Source organism: Paenibacillus sp. OAS669 (assembly GCF_014873645.1).
GTDB classification, from domain to species: domain Bacteria; phylum Bacillota; class Bacilli; order Paenibacillales; family NBRC-103111; genus Paenibacillus_S; species Paenibacillus_S vulneris.
The window spans coordinates 430344-446972 of sequence record NZ_JADBDR010000001.1 but is presented as its reverse complement, the minus strand read 5'-3'; the positions used below and the strand labels follow the sequence as shown (position 1 = coordinate 446972).

At 49.5% G+C, this 16629-nt stretch carries 12 protein-coding genes; 9 read left to right on the top strand and 3 right to left on the bottom strand.

All coding sequences use genetic code 11. From position 1 onward, the window contains the following. Positions 1-5 precede the first annotated feature (5 nt). Positions 6-743: a YheC/YheD family protein gene (locus tag GGC63_RS01630; protein WP_192700848.1), complete on the top strand. Its 738-nt coding sequence runs from the start codon at positions 6-8 to the stop codon at positions 741-743. Between the two features lie 137 nt (positions 744-880). Here the strand turns inward: GGC63_RS01630 and GGC63_RS01625 are convergent, their stop codons facing one another. Then, the gene (locus tag GGC63_RS01625) at positions 881-2107 is read right to left on the bottom strand and encodes a threonine synthase (protein WP_192700847.1); all 1227 of its coding nucleotides are present in this window, start codon (positions 2105-2107) and stop codon (positions 881-883) included. A 177-nt stretch (positions 2108-2284) separates the two neighbouring features. Here GGC63_RS01625 and panD point away from each other — a divergent pair, with 177 nt between their 5' ends. The 4 genes from panD (at position 2285) to GGC63_RS01605 (ending at position 7699) form a co-directional block, all read left to right on the top strand. Further along, a complete protein-coding gene (panD, locus tag GGC63_RS01620) occupies positions 2285-2692 on the top strand; it encodes an aspartate 1-decarboxylase (protein WP_192700846.1) in 408 nt (135 codons plus the stop codon). Positions 2693-3210: 518 nt separating this feature from the next. Beyond that, positions 3211-5373 carry a rhamnogalacturonan lyase gene (locus GGC63_RS01615; RefSeq protein ID WP_225947932.1) on the top strand — a complete coding sequence of 721 codons (2163 nt, stop codon included), beginning with the start codon at positions 3211-3213 and terminating at the stop codon, positions 5371-5373. Positions 5374-5451: 78 nt separating this feature from the next. Next, entirely contained in the window at positions 5452-6789 is a 1338-nt protein-coding gene (locus GGC63_RS01610) for an ABC transporter substrate-binding protein (protein ID WP_192700845.1), read from the top strand. A 121-nt stretch (positions 6790-6910) separates the two neighbouring features. Beyond that, positions 6911-7699 (top strand): sugar phosphate isomerase/epimerase family protein, encoded by a 789-nt coding sequence (locus GGC63_RS01605; protein ID WP_192700844.1) that lies wholly within the window; start codon positions 6911-6913, stop codon positions 7697-7699. 62 nt (positions 7700-7761) lie between these two features. Here the strand turns inward: GGC63_RS01605 and GGC63_RS01600 are convergent, their stop codons facing one another. Further along, entirely contained in the window at positions 7762-8793 is a 1032-nt protein-coding gene (locus GGC63_RS01600; protein WP_192700843.1) for a glycoside hydrolase family 88 protein, read from the bottom strand. 20 nt (positions 8794-8813) lie between these two features. Continuing rightward, the gene (locus GGC63_RS01595) at positions 8814-10529 is read right to left on the bottom strand and encodes a glycoside hydrolase family 2 protein (protein ID WP_192700842.1); all 1716 of its coding nucleotides are present in this window, start codon (positions 10527-10529) and stop codon (positions 8814-8816) included. Between the two features lie 163 nt (positions 10530-10692). Between GGC63_RS01595 and GGC63_RS01590 the strand changes: the two genes are divergently transcribed. From GGC63_RS01590 to GGC63_RS01575, 4 genes are all read left to right on the top strand, one after another. Continuing rightward, positions 10693-11553 (top strand): AraC family transcriptional regulator, encoded by an 861-nt coding sequence (locus tag GGC63_RS01590; protein WP_192700841.1) that lies wholly within the window; start codon positions 10693-10695, stop codon positions 11551-11553. 170 nt (positions 11554-11723) lie between these two features. Beyond that, on the top strand, positions 11724-12749 hold the full coding sequence (locus GGC63_RS01585) for a GDSL-type esterase/lipase family protein (RefSeq protein ID WP_225947859.1): 1026 nt from the start codon (positions 11724-11726) through the stop codon (positions 12747-12749). 64 nt (positions 12750-12813) lie between these two features. Beyond that, complete coding sequence (locus GGC63_RS01580; RefSeq protein ID WP_192700840.1) at positions 12814-15072, top strand: rhamnogalacturonan lyase; 2259 nt, start codon at positions 12814-12816, stop codon at positions 15070-15072. Positions 15073-15669: 597 nt separating this feature from the next. After that, positions 15670-16626 carry an ABC transporter permease gene (locus GGC63_RS01575; RefSeq protein ID WP_192700839.1) on the top strand — a complete coding sequence of 319 codons (957 nt, stop codon included), beginning with the start codon at positions 15670-15672 and terminating at the stop codon, positions 16624-16626. Positions 16627-16629 lie beyond the last annotated feature (3 nt).

Sequence of the window (16629 nt, the reverse complement as noted above, 5' to 3'; positions counted from 1 at the left end):
TTTACTTGTGGAAGATTCGATTTCACCGTATGTTTCAGAAGGTGCCTCAACTTAGGAAATATTTGCCGGAAACTGCGCTATGCAATGAAGTCCGGTTAGCCGAATATTTAGACCGCTATCCTGCGGTATACATTAAACCGGATGGAGGCGGACGCGGAAAAGGTGTCATTAAAGCCTGGAAAAAAGGGAATTTGATTTATTACGTAAAGGTAAAAGGGGATGTACAGAGCGTTAATTCTGTTAAAGAATTATTTCATAAGCTGAAATTAAAAAAACCGGTGCATATTGTTCAGCAAGCCATTGATCTTGCAAGAATCAACGACCGTCCTTTTGATATTCGTGTCATGATGATGAGGGATCGACAAGAACGATGGAACTATATCGGAATGGTCGCCAAAGTTGCTGGAACCAAAAGCATAATCACCAATGTTGCTAGAGGAAAAGGCTACGTGTTACCCATTGATAGGGCGTTACGAGAGTCATTAGGGCTTACTGGCTTAACGATCACAAAGAAAAAAAACGAATTGATACAATTAGCTGAACTATGTACCCGTACCCATAGTAAAAGTCGGTACGACTGGCAGATTGGTTATGACATTGCTGTTGACCGTAAAGGCAAGGTGTGGTTTATAGAAACGAACCCAGCCGTACCGGCTCATAGTCTATTTCGTTCAGAGCCAGCAGTTTACCGGACAATGAAACAGCTTGCCGCTTTTCATAAAAGAAAACAAAAAGATGTTTAGGTCTCGAACTATACCATAATCCGGAGAATTTAGACTCACTCACGAAACAAACCGCATTGTCGAACAGACGCTGCGGTTTGTTTTTATGTCTAGGGTAATGTACACGTTCAGGTGGAGGGGAACATTCTGCCTAAGGCTTAGCTCGCCCCGGACGAATTTTGCAGATGCTCACGAAGATCTTCATAGGTCTTGATGATAGGGACAGTCGGAGAAGGTGCGTACGGCAAATATTTATCAGCGTGGGACGTGTTGAAGAGTACAACGGTCTCCGAGGGGGCAATCCAGCCCTTCTCCTTCAGCTGCAGCAGGCCAGCAAGCGTGGCGGCTCCTTCGGGTGAGCTGGAGATTCCGAGACGCCCTAACCGCTTTTGGGCGCTTTGGATTTCTTCGGCCGTCACGCTGACGGCTGCGCCCTGGGATTGCTTCAGGATGCGCACCACAAGCTCGCCATCCGGCGGATTTGGAACACGAAGGCCTGTTGGGTTGGACCGGACTGAATCGGGCGGTGATGCAGTGAATGCCCCCCTAGTCATCGCGTCTACTAAAGGTTGGCACCCTTCTTCCTGTATGCTGACCATACGAGGGAGGCTCCCGCTTACCCATCCCAACTGATGCAGCTCTTGAAATGCCTTCCACATGCCGATGATGCCCGACCCGCCTCCTGTTGGATACAGAATCACATCGGGAAGCTTCCAGCCGAGCTGCTCGGCAAGCTCCAGCCCCATGGTCTTTTTTCCTTCAACTCTTCCGGGCTCCTTTAAAGTGCCGGCATGGAACCAGCCTTGCTCTTTCACTCCTTCTTCGATAATACGGCTCGCATCGTGAATCATTCCGTCAACAACATAAGTCAAAGCACCGTAACGCAGGCACTCCTCAATGATGATACCCGGGCAATCCTTGGGAACGATGACGGTTGATTTTATTTGCGCCCTCGCCGCATAAGCGGCCATGGCTGAGGCTGCATTCCCGTTGGATGGCACGGCAACATGGTCAACCCCGTGCTCTTTCAAAAGGGATAAGGTTGAAGAGAAACCTCTTGACTTGAAGCTGCCAGTAGGATTTTGCTCCTCTCTTTTCAAATACACGCCTTGTATATCTAGCTCTCGCTCAAGGGGGTTCATCGGCAGGAGCGGTGTCCAGCCTTCTCCTAATGTAACAATAGACTTTTCATGTTCCAGTGGAAGCAGTTCCTTATAGCGCCACATGGTGGCGGACCTCTCCCTCAGAACAGAAGGATGTAAGCTTCGGCTCACCTGTTCCAAATCGTACTCCACGAGCAAAGTACCGCCGCATTCGCACCTTCCTTTCAGGGAAAAGGGAAAGTGTTTGCCGCAGCGAGTGCACTTTTGACGAAATCTGCTCACAAGCCGCACCTCCTCGTACTGTCACCTCATAGTGTTTAATACGACAGAGCGAATTCGTATTACGATACGTTATTTCAACCGTAATGCGACGGCTTTGACCTAATTATCGGAAATTAAGGAAACATTAGGCGTTGCTCTCCATAGGATGTGGTGTAACTTCTTAAAGGAGGAATTCCATTGCTCCGTTTGATGTGTAAAGGCAAAATTCACCGGGCGACCGTCACGGAAGCTCGGCTTGATTACGTCGGAAGTATAACATTAGATGAACTGCTGATGAAAAAGGCCAATATCCAGCCTTATGAGATGGTGCAGATCACAAGCCTCCGCAATGCCACTCGCTGGAAAACATACGCCATTCCAGCTCCCGAAGGCTCGGGCAAAGTATGCTTGAACGGCCCGCCTGCTCACTTGTTTCAGCCAGGAGATTTGATCATCGTGCTCAGCCTCGGACTGTTCTCAGAGCAGGAGATGGACCAATTAAAGCCTGCGGTCGTCTTCGTCGATGAGAATAACTGCATAACCAAGGTGGAACACCATGATCTGGTCATATGGAGGCAGGATGCGGAGCTGAGTGAAGAAAAGTAAGGTAAGGATCGTTTTAATAAATTTGTTTCAGACCCGCATCGATCGCGGGTTCTTTGGTTTTGTGCAAACCTGATTTGGTGAATTGATTCAACATGTATCCAATCCGAATGCTCGAATTTGACAATTTCTCCTCGGTTTTTTCCATTTTCTATTACTATCCAAAATGATACTATCCATTTAATCACACCAACGGCACCTTGGCTGCGAAAGACGAGATGTATATCTACAGAAGCAATTTCCACTTACCTGGAAGTACAACGCTTGTGAATGGATGAAAGGGCTTGCAGATATTTTTTGATACCTTTGCCGTTTGCTATGCTAATTACCTTTAAAAATGTAAGCGTATTCCGATGCGTCTTACGGTAATGCTTCAGCAGGTACGCTCAACGAAAGGAGGTGAACGGAGGTATATAGCACATGTTAAATTCCACTAAAGAAACCAATTTAGGGAGGCTTGTAAATTGATTCTGAACATCAACCGTCGATTGAAAAAAATGAGCGTTTTGCTGCTGGGTGCTATGCAGATCGCGGTATTCCTGCCTCATACATCTGCCTTTGCGGCTGAAGGTCCGGCTGCTGCCCCGTTGCAGCCCCAGCGTCAAATGGAATTTTTGGATCGGGGTCTTGTCGCGGTGAAAGTGGATAACGGGGTGTTTGTCAGCTGGAGGCTTCTTGGGACCGACCCATCGGGCATTAAGTTCAATCTGTACAGAGATGGTGTGAAAGTCAATGCAGAACCGATCTCGAATAGCACGAATTATTTGGATATCTCCGGGGCCCCAGAATCCAAGTATTCAGTCAGGGCCGTGTTGAATGGACAGCAGCAAGAGCAGTCAAAATTGGTCGGTGTCTGGGGCAATAATTATTTATCTGTGCCTTTACACAAGCCGGAAGGCGGCACCACGGAGCAAGGCGAAGCCTATACATACAGGGCGAATGATGCTAGTGTTGGCGATTTGGACGGTGACGGCGAGTACGAAATCGTACTTAAATGGGATCCGACCAATTCTCACGATAATACAGGCGAGGGAATAACCGGAGAGGTCTTCCTTGACGCTTATAAACTCGACGGCACCTTCATGTGGCGAATTGGAATGGGGAAAAATATCCGGGCCGGCGCCCACTATACGCAATTTATGGTCTATGACCTGGATGGAGACGGCATTTCAGAAATTGCCGCCAAAACGGCGGACGGTACGACGGACGGATTGGGTAAAGTTATTGGCGAACCCCATGCGGATTATCGCGATAAGAATGGCCGAATTCTGGCCGGGCCGGAATACTTGACCATTTTTAACGGCAGAACGGGTCAAGAAATGACAACCACCGATTACGATCCGCCGAGAGGCAATGTAAGCGATTGGGGTGACAATTACGGCAACCGAGTAGACCGGTTCCTGGCCGGTATCGCTTATCTGGATGGCCAAAGACCAAGTCTCATTATGGCACGTGGATATTATAATCCCCGAACGGTGGTCGTCGCATACAACTGGAGAGACGGGCAGCTGACGAAGCAGTGGAGATTCGATACCAATAACCCTGGATACGAATCTTGGAGGGGACAGGGCAATCACAGCTTGAGCGTGGCGGATGTGGATGGCGACGGTAAGGACGAAATCATTTACGGCGCCATGACCATTGACGACAATGGGGAGGGCTTGTACAACACAGGACTGGGGCACGGCGACGCTCTGCATGTCGGCGACCTCGATCCGACTCGTCCGGGACTTGAAGTGTTTAAAGTTATGGAGTCTACACGGTCTCCCTACGGTGCGGCTCTTTGGGATGCCGGCAACGGAACCGTTCTCTGGGGAGTGTATACGGGACGAGATACCGGACGCGGCATGTCCGCCGATATCGACCCCAACTATCTGGGTGAAGAGCAATGGGCTGCTACGGGAGTAGGACTTTATACCAATAAAGGGCAAAAGATTAGCAGCTCGATTCCTTCTGTTAACTTCGGCATCTGGTGGGACGGGGACTTGCTGCGCGAGCTGTTGGATGATAACCGTATTGACAAATGGGATTACAACAACTTCACAAAGGTCAACTTGCTGACCGCTGAAGGAGCCTTGTCCAACAACAGTACTAAGGCAACACCTAACCTGCAGGCCGATCTGTTCGGTGACTGGAGAGAAGAAGCCGTTTGGAGAAACGAAGATAGCAGCGCGCTGCTTATCTATACGACAACGGATCTCACGGAACACCGCATTTATACTCTAATGCATGATCCCGTCTATCGATTGAGCATTGCCTGGCAAAACGTGGGTTATAACCAGCCGCCGCATACAGGGTTTTATTTGGGACACGGCATGCAAAATCCGCCGATTCCGAATATTTATTTGACGGCTCCTGCCGATGTGGAAGTGCAACCGGCTGTTCTCAATCTGAAAAGCAACAGCGGCGAGTATTCGTTGACGGTCAGCATTTCTTTACCGGATGGCTATAACAATTCACAAATAGACCTGACAACGGTGCGGATGATAGTGAATGGAACCTATATTCCTGCACAAACCCGTGAGGAAGGACAGGGGAGCAGCCGTATGAAGGTTAAGTTTGATCGCCAGCAGGTCATATCCGCATTGGCCGGGCAGAATGGTCTGATTCAAGCTTCTGTATCAGGGGTCCTGAATAATGGCACCCATTTTCATGGGATCGGCACATTTAAAGCTATCGACTAAATGGTAGATATAAATCCAGGAAGCCCGTGGGGGCTTATGCGGGCGTGAAATCGTTGAAGTGAGAAAGGGGATCTCTATATGCAGAAAAATAAAAAATGGGTGCTGATTTTGCTTGCAGCTAGTATGGCAGCAGCGCTTGCAGGGTGTAACAAAGGTGGCGGTGACGGCGTAATTGAAGGCGGATCGCCCCAGTCGGGAAGCGACGCAGGGAATCAACGGGCGGATCTGGTGATTACATCAAGCGGAGCAATGGATGATGCAGCATTTGAGAAAAACTACGGCCAATACATCAAGAAGAAATTCCCTAATTATACTATCACCTACATTAAGAAGGGGTCCGTCGGTTCCGGTACATCTATTAACGAGCTTCTAGTAGCGGGTACAAAGATTGATCTGATTTTTGAGTCGATCGGCGGGATGGTCGACGGGCTTATTCGACCGGGTCTCGGCGGGGACATTACCGAATTGGCAAAAAAAGCGAATATTGACCTTAACCGATTCGATCCAACTTTACTAGACGGGATGCGGGCAGTGGCCGGCGGAAAGCTGTATGGGCTACCGGTGAATAACATGGTTATGAATTTATATTACAATAAGGATATTTTCGACAGGTTCGGCGTCGCGTATCCGAAGGACGGTATGACCTGGGACGAAACGCTTGAGCTGGCGAAGAAGCTGAATCGGGAGGATGGCGGAACGCAGTTCCTCGGACTCGCGGTGTCTTCACAGCATTTGCTGCGTATGAACCCGTATTCGATCGGATATGTCGATGAAAAAAATCAGCAAGCCACCTACGACAATGAGAAGTGGAAAACAATTCTCTCCACCATCTACGTCGGGGAAGCGGACGATCCCGGTTATCAAAAATATATGGAATCGAACAAAGGGAAAATCCCGTACAAGGATGAGTTTCTGAAAACGAAAAACCTCGCGATGTTCGGTTATTTTACGGATTTACCGATTACGTATCCGGAGATGGATTCGGTCAACTGGGATGTGGTGGCGCTTCCAGCCTTTAAAGATATGCCCAAAATAGGTTCCCAGCCGTATCCGATCTATTGGAATGTTGTTTCCACGAGCACGCAGAAGGACGCAGCGATGGAAGTGATAAAATATTTAACGTCAGACGAATTCCAAATGATTCTTTCCAAGCGTGGGGAATTAACGTCACTTACGAATCCGGACATTCAGAAGGCATATGGCTCTGATTACCCCCGTAAAGATATCAACTGGGGAGCGGCATTCTACAACCAGCTAGCGAAGGTGCCGTACAAATCATTGTATGATGTTATAACGGAAAAGCCGCTGCTTGATTTAACACCGCAAATCGCTTCGAAGAAAATCGACATTAACACGGCGCTCAGACAAGCACAAGAAGCGGCAAACAAAGCGATAGCAGCTGAGAAAAGCAGGTAATGCATGGAAACCGTTCCGTCCGGAAACGACTGCCATGCATCTGTGGCGCGAGGGAAGACAAAAAGTGGCTATCGATAGCAGGGATATCGAAGATAAACAATTCCAATAGAGGGGCGAGACTATGTATTCATTTGGCTGGTGTAAAGGGATCGATGACGCGGAGATGCTTTGCAGGTTAGGATTCGACTACATCGAGTGCACTGTCACTTCTTTAAAATTGGAGGATAAGTCGGAATTTGAGAAGGTCCTGCCAAAGTATACGGAAAGTCCGCTGCCGGTTCTTGCCTTTAATGTCTTTTTTCCAGGGGGTTTATACGCTGTAGGTCCAGATACAGATTCTGATCGCATACGTAACTATGTATCGAAGGCGGCTTATGCGTTAAATCGAATCGGCGCGCGTATCGTGGTATTAGGAAGCGGCCGTGCCCGGAATGTGCCGGATGGATGGGAGCGGGAACATGCGGAGGAGCAGTTTTTACAGCTGCTGGATTGGATGGGGGACGAATTTGATGGAACCGGTGTTACCGTAGCGATCGAGCCCCTCAATAAGCAAGAAACGAATTTAATCAATAGCGTTTGTGATGCGGCTGCTTTCGCACGTCAGGTTAACCGCCCTTCGATACGAGTATTAGCGGATTTCTATCATATGGACGAGGAGAACGAACCGCTAGATACTTTAGTGGAACATAAGGATTGGCTGGCCCATATTCATTTGGCGGATACAGGACGGTTAAGTCCGGGCACTGGGCAATACCCATACGAGCAATTTGCTCAAATATTAAAAAAGACGGGTTATTCCGGCCTTATATCCGCAGAATGCAGCGTGAAACATCCGGAAGAAGAGCTTCCGGCAGCTCTGGAATTTATGAAAAATCGTTTCGGTTATGGGCCTGGAAAGCCACAACCCTAGTTAATCCAAGATCTTGAGATAATACAACAACCCTCCTTAAGCTTAAGGAGGGTTTGGCTATGTCAATAGGAATTGTTTTTCGTCCTCAGGAGCTGAGCGAGGAGAGCCAGGACCAGGCCCTGTCCCCAGCCCTGGATGCGCTTATCGGATACCTGCTTATAGCCCTCCGCGTCATCCATAACTGCTGTTCCAGCCGACACACGGCTGACGGTGCCGTTAGGTGTGATACTGGCAAGTATCGCATGGAGCGTTTTTTGCGCATACTTGCTGTACATGCGGCCTTTGCTTAATAATGCTACACCAATACCGGCGGAGCCGGAGGTTTCCAGCGGGGATGCAGGATCATCGAGAACCGTATGCCATAAGCCGGACTCATCTTGCAGCCGCACAAGCGCGCTTAATTGGTCACGAAGCGATCCTGCTATGATCATGTAGGAAGGATGCGTGACCTTGACGATGCCCAGCGCTTTCGTCATCGTAAGCGCAGCCCATGAGTTACCGCGTGCCCAGTATATTCCGGACATATGGTCCTGAGCGATATTGTCCCATCCGTGATAGTACAGGTTGGTTTCCGCATCCTGCAGGACATCCTCGTGACCATGGTACTGCCGGAGCCCGTCATTGAAGTATTTTTCTTCTCCCAGCAAATCCCCGATGCGCAGTAAATAATAGCCCGCCATGAACATGGTGTCTACCCACGCCTGCTCAGGAAATATATCTTTGTCCGAGTTCACGGTATGCTGAAGGATACCGTTGCCGAATCTCGGCGCATCATTCAGCAGATAGTCTGCCATTTCTACAGCTATATCGAGGTATCGCTGCTCCTGGGTTGCTTCATACAACGTAAGCAAAGCATGGCCGATGGAGACTGCGTTAACCGTCCACTTTGGCAGGCCTTCTTGTCTATATTCATCAACCCAAGACTGGATCTTCTCCAAATATGCAGGATTCCCGGTGACCTGATAAGCTTCGCATACGCCGTAGAAAGCAACACCACCCGGCCAATCCCAGCTAAAATCCATGTTGAAGGTTCGCTCAACGACCCGATCGATGGTCGCAAGAATCTCGTTCTCGTCAAAAACCAATTTCGCCATGAAAAATACTCCCCTAATATTTATGTTTGATCGTTCCAGGACCGATACATGCGACGCACTTCTCGGAACGATTGCTTAGGTTTGCGGTATTCGTTCACCAAGCCCTTGTTGTTGAAGCTGCGTGCCCGGTCACGGAAATACTTGCCGTCACTCTTCAGATCGCCTCGAACATCTGCGAACTGCCAGATATAGGTGCCGCCAATCTTGGGATCGTTCCGGAATATTGCCAGTGCCTCGGTAACGATTTGTGCCTGATAATCCTCGCTGAACAATCTTGGCTCCCAACCAACATCCCCGAAGATGCCGGCACCGCCGAATTCGGTCATAAGCACCGGCTTATCGCCGGCTCCCATTCGCTCTGCATGCTCGTGGAACTGCTGAAGCATAGCCTTGAAGCCGTCCACATCGCCTTCATACCAGCCGTAATATTTGTTGATGCCTACGACATCGAAAAGCGGAAGCAGGACGTCCTCCAACGGATACATCGTAGCGTAGGTAACCAATCTGGAAGCATCCAGTTCCTTAACCAAACGGACCAGGTGCTGTGTCATCCCATAGGCTTCCTGCGTACGGGAGTCGATCTCGTTATGAACCGACCAGAACACAACCGATGGATGGTGGTAGTGCAAACTGACCATCTCTCCTATCATGGAGAGCGCACGCTCCTGGAATAGTGGCTCACTAACCGTTTCGTTAGGTAAGAACGCCCCCCACATAGGGATCTCGCTCCAGAAGACAATTCCGTGCTCATCCAACAGGTCCAGCCAGTAAGGACTCTGAGGATAATGCGAGCCGCGTACCGAGTTACATCCTAGCTCAAGAATGATGTCGAGGTCCTTGTGCATTAGTTTGGGCGGAAAAGCGAAGCCCCACTCCGGGTGCTCTTCATGACGGTTTACACCTTTCAAATAGACGGGAGTGCCGTTGATGAGAATCCGGTGGTCCTTCGTTTCGATCCGCCGAAAGCCGATCCGCTCGACTTTGTCATCAAGATCGGTCCGGGCATGGATGCTATACAACTCCGGCTGGCCGACGTTCCATAGCCGAACATCGGTCCAATTCAGCCTCACTTTGCAGCTGACCGATTGACCCGCATCCACGGTTACTTGTTCCGAATGGATTTCACGACCACCCTCGCTTAGGGTCAACGTGGTTGTCAGCTCCGCCTGCGATAGGGAGCGGATCCGAGCCTGGATAAGAACATCTGCATCGGATCCATTCAATTCATAGTCAATCTTGAGCTGTTCGATGTAGAGATCCGGCAAACGCTGCAGCTCAACCGACCGGATGATGCCGCCATAATGGAACCAGTCGACGTGCTCGGTTGGAATCGTTAGGCGATCCAGGGTACTATCCGTTCGGACAACCAGCTCATGCTCCCCTGCGGTCAAAGAGGGGATGACAAATTCAAAGGGCGTGTAACCGCCATAATGATAACCTAGATGCTTTCCATCCAGATATACGTCGGAATGGCCCAACACGGCATGGAAGATTAGTCTGACATGCTGTGTTTCTTCGATCCGTATCGTCTTCCTGTACCAAGCGACACCTTCATAGTCATACAGGTTTAGCTCGTTATTCCAGCAGGCGGGAACGTACATAGATTGTGCAGCTTGTGGAAATCGCTCATACCATTTTTCTTCTAGACCCTCGTTGCAAGGATCCTTCTGAAAGTCCCACGGCCCGTCCAATAGTTCTGATGTGCGAATATGATGTTCTCGAAAAGTCCTTAACAAGTGTGTTATCCCTCCAAATCTACACAAGCCATAGCTAACTTTCTAATGGTCTGTTAATATGGATAGTATCATGTAAAGTTCCGGTTCGGAATGGAAAAAAAGGAGATGTGCTTGTAAATTTCGGGCTTAATGAAATTGAAAATGCATAAGGAGGGATGCAGGTTTGGAAGCGCCTAACTATAATTTGAATCGCATCGCGCTGCATATTCATTTTGTTCTCGATAAAGTAACGTACCCCGGTTGGGAAGATATCCGTAATTTGGTGAATGTGCATAGCTTGTACTGGATTCACGAAGGCGAGGGAACCTTTCTGACGAATACAGAACATAAGGTGAAGGCCGGAATGCTGGCTTACCTGAGGCCCGGTCTAGAGATGTCCATGCGCTCGGAGCCGCATGCCCCCCTCCGTATGAACATGGTGCTATTCGATTGCGCAGAGTTTGAGTACGATGCCGTATGGAAGGATGTTGTGCCAATAGGGAAATTAAACCTTCCCTTCCTAAGCCGATACGGCCTCTCCCAAACGGAGGAATTAGGACAGTTGTTCCGGGATATACATAAAGACTGGTTTCCGGGAATTGCTGCCGGAGCGGCCGTTTCCCAAGCCAAATTACAAATACTGCTGCACAAGCTGCATCAAATTGAGCAGCCTGATTGGAGTCTGGCTGAATCCGGTGCTCTGGCGGCCTTTGAGCAAATCAAGAAACATTTGGAGAACGGATATACGGAAAACCAGCGAATTGAACGATTGGCGGAGGAATACAAAATCTCGGCATCCTACCTGCGAAAGCTGTTCATTAAATATACGGGTATGGGCCCGAAGGAATATCATAATCATTTACGTAATCAGCAGGCATGCCGTTATTTAATATTTACGGATTACCCCATTAAGGAAATTGCCAAGCTGTGCGGTTACTATGAAGAGTATCACTTCAGCAAAATGTTCAAGCAGCTTAATGGGGTTTCGCCAAGCGTTTATCGCAGCAGGCACAGGAGCGCGGATGAACGTCGTCATGAGAATTAAACAGAATTAATAGTACAATCTTTTAAAAATGCAAGATGGAATCGATTATTACAAGTTATCTTACGTTTTTTATATTCCGATTCAAGGCGAACCATGGTACTATCCATACTATCAAATGCTCGATTGATAGCGTTTTAGACTGGAATGCTATTGGATAAGGAGGTAAAATTTTGCAAGTTTTTAAGGGTATTGCATTTCATAACGTAGATCAGCTGGTGCCGGTTGAAGGTGGAGGCTGGGCTCTGAGCCGTGTGCCTGCCCATGTGAGAGGGGAACTGAACGAGGCAGCCAGAGTGGACCGGGCGGTCAATACTTGCGGCGTGGAGCTGCGGTTCTTGATGCGGAGTGAAAGAGCGACGATTATTCTTCGCCGGGATAAGGCGCGCCCCGAATCGTCGCACACCGCAGAAGTCTATTTTGGCCCGTTTCAGGCACCCTATACTGTCACGCCAAGAAGGATTGGGACGGAACCTACGGCAATCACTATCGAACGGCCTGATACGACGAGGCTTTCAGCTCTTTATCGAGAGCGTGGTCTCGTCTTCGACCCGGAGGTGGTTCGAATCGTGCTGCCGTACGACTGGAAGATCATCTTCGTTGATGCGGAAGGTGACCTGGCTCCGCCAAGGCCGGAGCAGTTACCGCAGTGCCGGTATCTGGCTTACGGTTCATCCATCACACATGGCGGTGACGCCGTGCGCCCGACAGGATCTTATGCGATGCGCATCGCCGATCTGCTCAGTGTGGATCTCTTGAACAAGGGATTCGCAGGCAGCGCGCATATGGATCTGGCACTTGGCCATCATATTGCGGAACGGGAGGACTGGGACTTCGCATCGCTTGAGATGGGGATAAATGTCATAGGGCAATGGACAGCCGAAGTATTCGAGAACAGGCTGCGTGATTTTCTCGCAGCCGTTGTTAAAGGCAAACGTAATCGGTGGCTCTTTGTGACGGACCTGTTCCTATGTAACCGTGATTTGGATGGCATAGATCGGGTTGCAGCCTATCGGAAGGCAGTTCGTCGGGCCGTCGAGGAATTAGGTGACTCAAGGACAGTCTACACTCCAGGAACGGAGCTGCTGCAAAGTGTCACTGAGTTGTCCGCTGATCTTGTCCATCCTTCTGCGGCGGGTCAAGAGGCTATCGCCCTCCGCTGGTCGGAGCTCATGCGCCGCCGGATGGAGGCGGAATAAGCGATCTGGGGACGTTATGATGAAGTTTCAAGCAAATCGCAAGAGCTAGATGGAGGGACCAACGATGACAACCAGCCAAGAACGGCAAACAGACGACGCAAATAACAATTCCGCAGTGCAATTAGAATACCTGGATAGGGGGCTGGTCGCAGCCGCTACATCCGAAGGAATATTTCTCAGCTGGAGATTGCTCGGCAATGAAGTGACCGGCCATAGCAGCAACGGATTAATCGGCGCAGATTTTAACCTGTACCGCAATGGTGTCTGTATCGCAGAGGTCAAAGACAGCACCAACTATTTGGACCGCAGCGGGACGCTTACGTCAGTTTATTATGTTTGTTCCGTCGAGGACGGACGGGAAGCCGAACGAAGCGCTGAAGTGACCCCTTGGGAGGGTCCATATTATGAATTGCCATTACGAAAACCTGCTGACGGTATCACACCTGCAGGACAAACCTATTCCTACTCGGCAAATGATATGAGCGTCGGAGACGTAGATGGTGACGGCGAGTACGAATACTTCGTAAAATGGGACCCATCCAATGCGAAGGACGTATCCCATTCCGGCTATACCGGTCCGGTCTATATTGACTGCTACAAACAGAACGGAACGCTGCTCTACCGGATAGACCTTGGTGTGAACATTCGGGCAGGCGCTCATTATACGCAGTTCCTGGTCTACGATTTCGACGGAGACGGTAAAGCTGAGCTGATGCTCAAGACGGCCCCAGGGACCAAGGTGATCCGATACGATTCAGAAGGAAGACCATCCTCCGAAACCTATATAAGCATGCTTCAGGAGGATATCGATGCCGGGTACAGCCATCAAGACGACTATCGAATGAGCAGCGCGGATTACTACGAGCATATCGTGCGTATGTTCATGAGCTGGCACCGGCATGAAGAGGTAATAGCCGGTCGATGGCCATCGACACTGGAACAATGCTTCGGGATCAGCGGCCTTTATCATTATCCATTGTCAAGGGAGGATGCGGAGCGGCTGGCCGATTATTTCATCGACATTTATGCTCCAAGCCGGAGCGAGCGCAACAACCTCAGGTCCTTCGAGGGCTTCATTCTCGACGGGCCCGAGTATTTGACCGTGTTTCACGGGCAGACAGGCGTAGAATTGGAGACGATCCGTTATAAACCGGGCCGGCATGACGACGGTCTGATGTGGGGGGATTACTCGCATAACCGCATTGAGCCTGGAAACCGTGTAGACCGGTTTCTCGCCGGAGTGGCTTATCTGGACGGTAAACAGCCGTACGCTATCTTCGCTCGCGGCTATTACACCCGCGCTGCCGTTGTTTCCTATAGGTGGGACGGAAAGCACCTGAAGGAGCATTGGTTCATTGACAGCGGCTGGATTACGATGAATAATCCGTTCCACGATACACTTCGTTTGGAAGACGGACACAGCGAGAGCTTCGGCAGCCTTGCCAGGCAGGGAGCCCATTCCTTGAGTATCGCGGACGTGGATGGCGACGGTTGTCATGAAATTATATACGGTGCAGCGACCATCGACCATGATGGAACGATTCTATACAGCTCCCGGGCTGTGATGCCTCTTGAGAGCAATGCGCCTGGAACGATAGCCAAGCTTGGTCATGGCGACGCCCTTCACGTTGCGAACATCGATCCGGAACGGGAGGGCCTGGAGATTTTCATGGTGCATGAAAGCGGCGCCTCAGGACCTTACGGATATACGCTGCGCGATGCGGCGACAGGCGAGATTTTGTTCGGCGGCTTCGCAACTGACGATGTGGGACGCGGGATGATAGGACAGATTGATCCGGAGCACCGGGGCCTCCAAGTGTGGTGCAGCGAAGGCTATGAGAGCGATGAAGCCTTCGGCTTGATGACGGCCAAAGGGAAGCAGATTGCTAAGAAGGTTCCGGGAACGAACATGAGCATCAAATGGTCGGCTGACATGACGACCCAAATCGTTAACGGCAGATTGGATCAGCCTGTAACTATCGATGACTGGAAACAAGGCCGGCTGCTTACAGCAGAGGGGGCGGTTTCCAACAACGGAACCAAGGGGAATCCGTGCCTTGTCGCGGACGTATTCGGGGACTGGAGAGAAGAACTGCTGGTTCGCACGGAGGACAGCTCGGCGATTCGGATCTACCTGAGCACCGAAGTAACCGATCGCAAATTATATACCTTAATGCACGATTCTCAATACAGAACCGGTATTGCATGGCAGAATGTCGTATACAATCAGCCCTGCTACACAAGCTTTTATTTTGCAGCCGACATCGATTGGGCGAAGGTACCCATCCCCAATCTGCATTTCCCCAGAGTAAGACAAATGTAAGTTAATAAGCAGTCTGAATCTATTGTAGAATCGGACTGCTTTTTTGCGCTTGTGAGCGAACTAGGGCAAAGAAAAGGGGGAATCAGCATTGTTAGAAAGACAGTAGTACCTAGTTGATGTGCTTAGTTGGCTGAGTAAAGCTGCATGAGCGATTTTTACAAGTAAACCTTGATTTTTTCCATTCAGAACTAGATTACACCATGATACTATTCAAATATCAGACCAGGGGTTCCACTCGGTGCAGGTCTTCGGGAAAAATATTTTGAGCGATTTCCCCATTTCCATATAAACAAACTTTTGGCAGCAGCAAAGAAATAAGAACGATTAGCCGCTCCGTGGGCAGCCTATCCTGAGGAGCGGTTTTGTGTCGGCTTGGCGAATAATGCAGGGCCTGCTGACGATAGAAGCTTCTATGGAATTATACATTGGATAGCTGAAAAACCCAGTCGTATCAACGGTTTCGGAATTCTGCAAATCAACGGAATCATATCTATTGTGCATTTCGTCATCCTCCAAGTATAGTTTGTGTGCGGCAGCTGGCTCGTTCAAAGGAGCTGCTAACATCAAACTTATTACTTGAAGAGAGGAGGGTTACATTTGGACAGAAGCTTGGCAAAAACCAAACCGCAATTCATTGCAACGTCTTTGAAGCGCCGGAAGGCGGATGGATGGAAAAGAGACTACCAGCTATATTTGCTGCTCGTGCTTCCTATTTTGTATTTTATAGTTTTTAAATACGTCCCCATGTACGGAGCGGTCATCGCTTTTCAGGATTACAGTATTTTTCAAGGGGTAACCGGAAGCGAATGGGTCGGCTTCGAAAATTTCAGGCAGTTATTCGAGATGAGCCAGTTTTATATTGCCGTAAGGAACACGCTGACGCTCAATTTCCTCGATTTGGTATTTTCGTTTCCCGCCCCTATTATACTGGCTATTTTGCTTAACGAGCTTCGGGTGATCTGGTATAAAAAATTGGCGCAAACGCTTCTATATTTGCCTCATTTTATTTCGTGGATCATCATTGGCGGGCTCGTGTATCAAATGTTTGCCACAAAAGGGGGCCTGGTCAACAATCTGATTGTCATTCTCGGGTTTGACCCTGTGCCTTTCCTGACGGATAAGCTTGCTTGGCTCTCCGTGTATTTGGGAACCGGGATTTGGCAGAGTGCCGGCTGGGGAACCATTATTTACTTGGCAGCCTTAACTGGAATCAACAAGGAGCTCTATGAGGCGGCAGATGTCGATGGAGCCGGAAGATTAAAGAAGATGTGGTATATTACACTGCCGGGTATTCGCTCGACCATTGTGGTCATGTTAATTATGCAGCTCGGTCATATTATGACGATTGGTTTCGAACGTCCGTTTGTTATGGGAAATGCACTCGTGATGGATTATGCGGAAGTTATCAGTACCTTCGTATATAAAGCGGGACTTCAATCGGCGCAATTCTCGCTGGCAACCGCGATGGGTTTATTTCAGGCATTGGTAGCCGTTATCTTTGTCGTCGCTGCCAACCGGATCGCCAAGCGTTTCGGTGAGCAAGGAATTTGGTAGGAG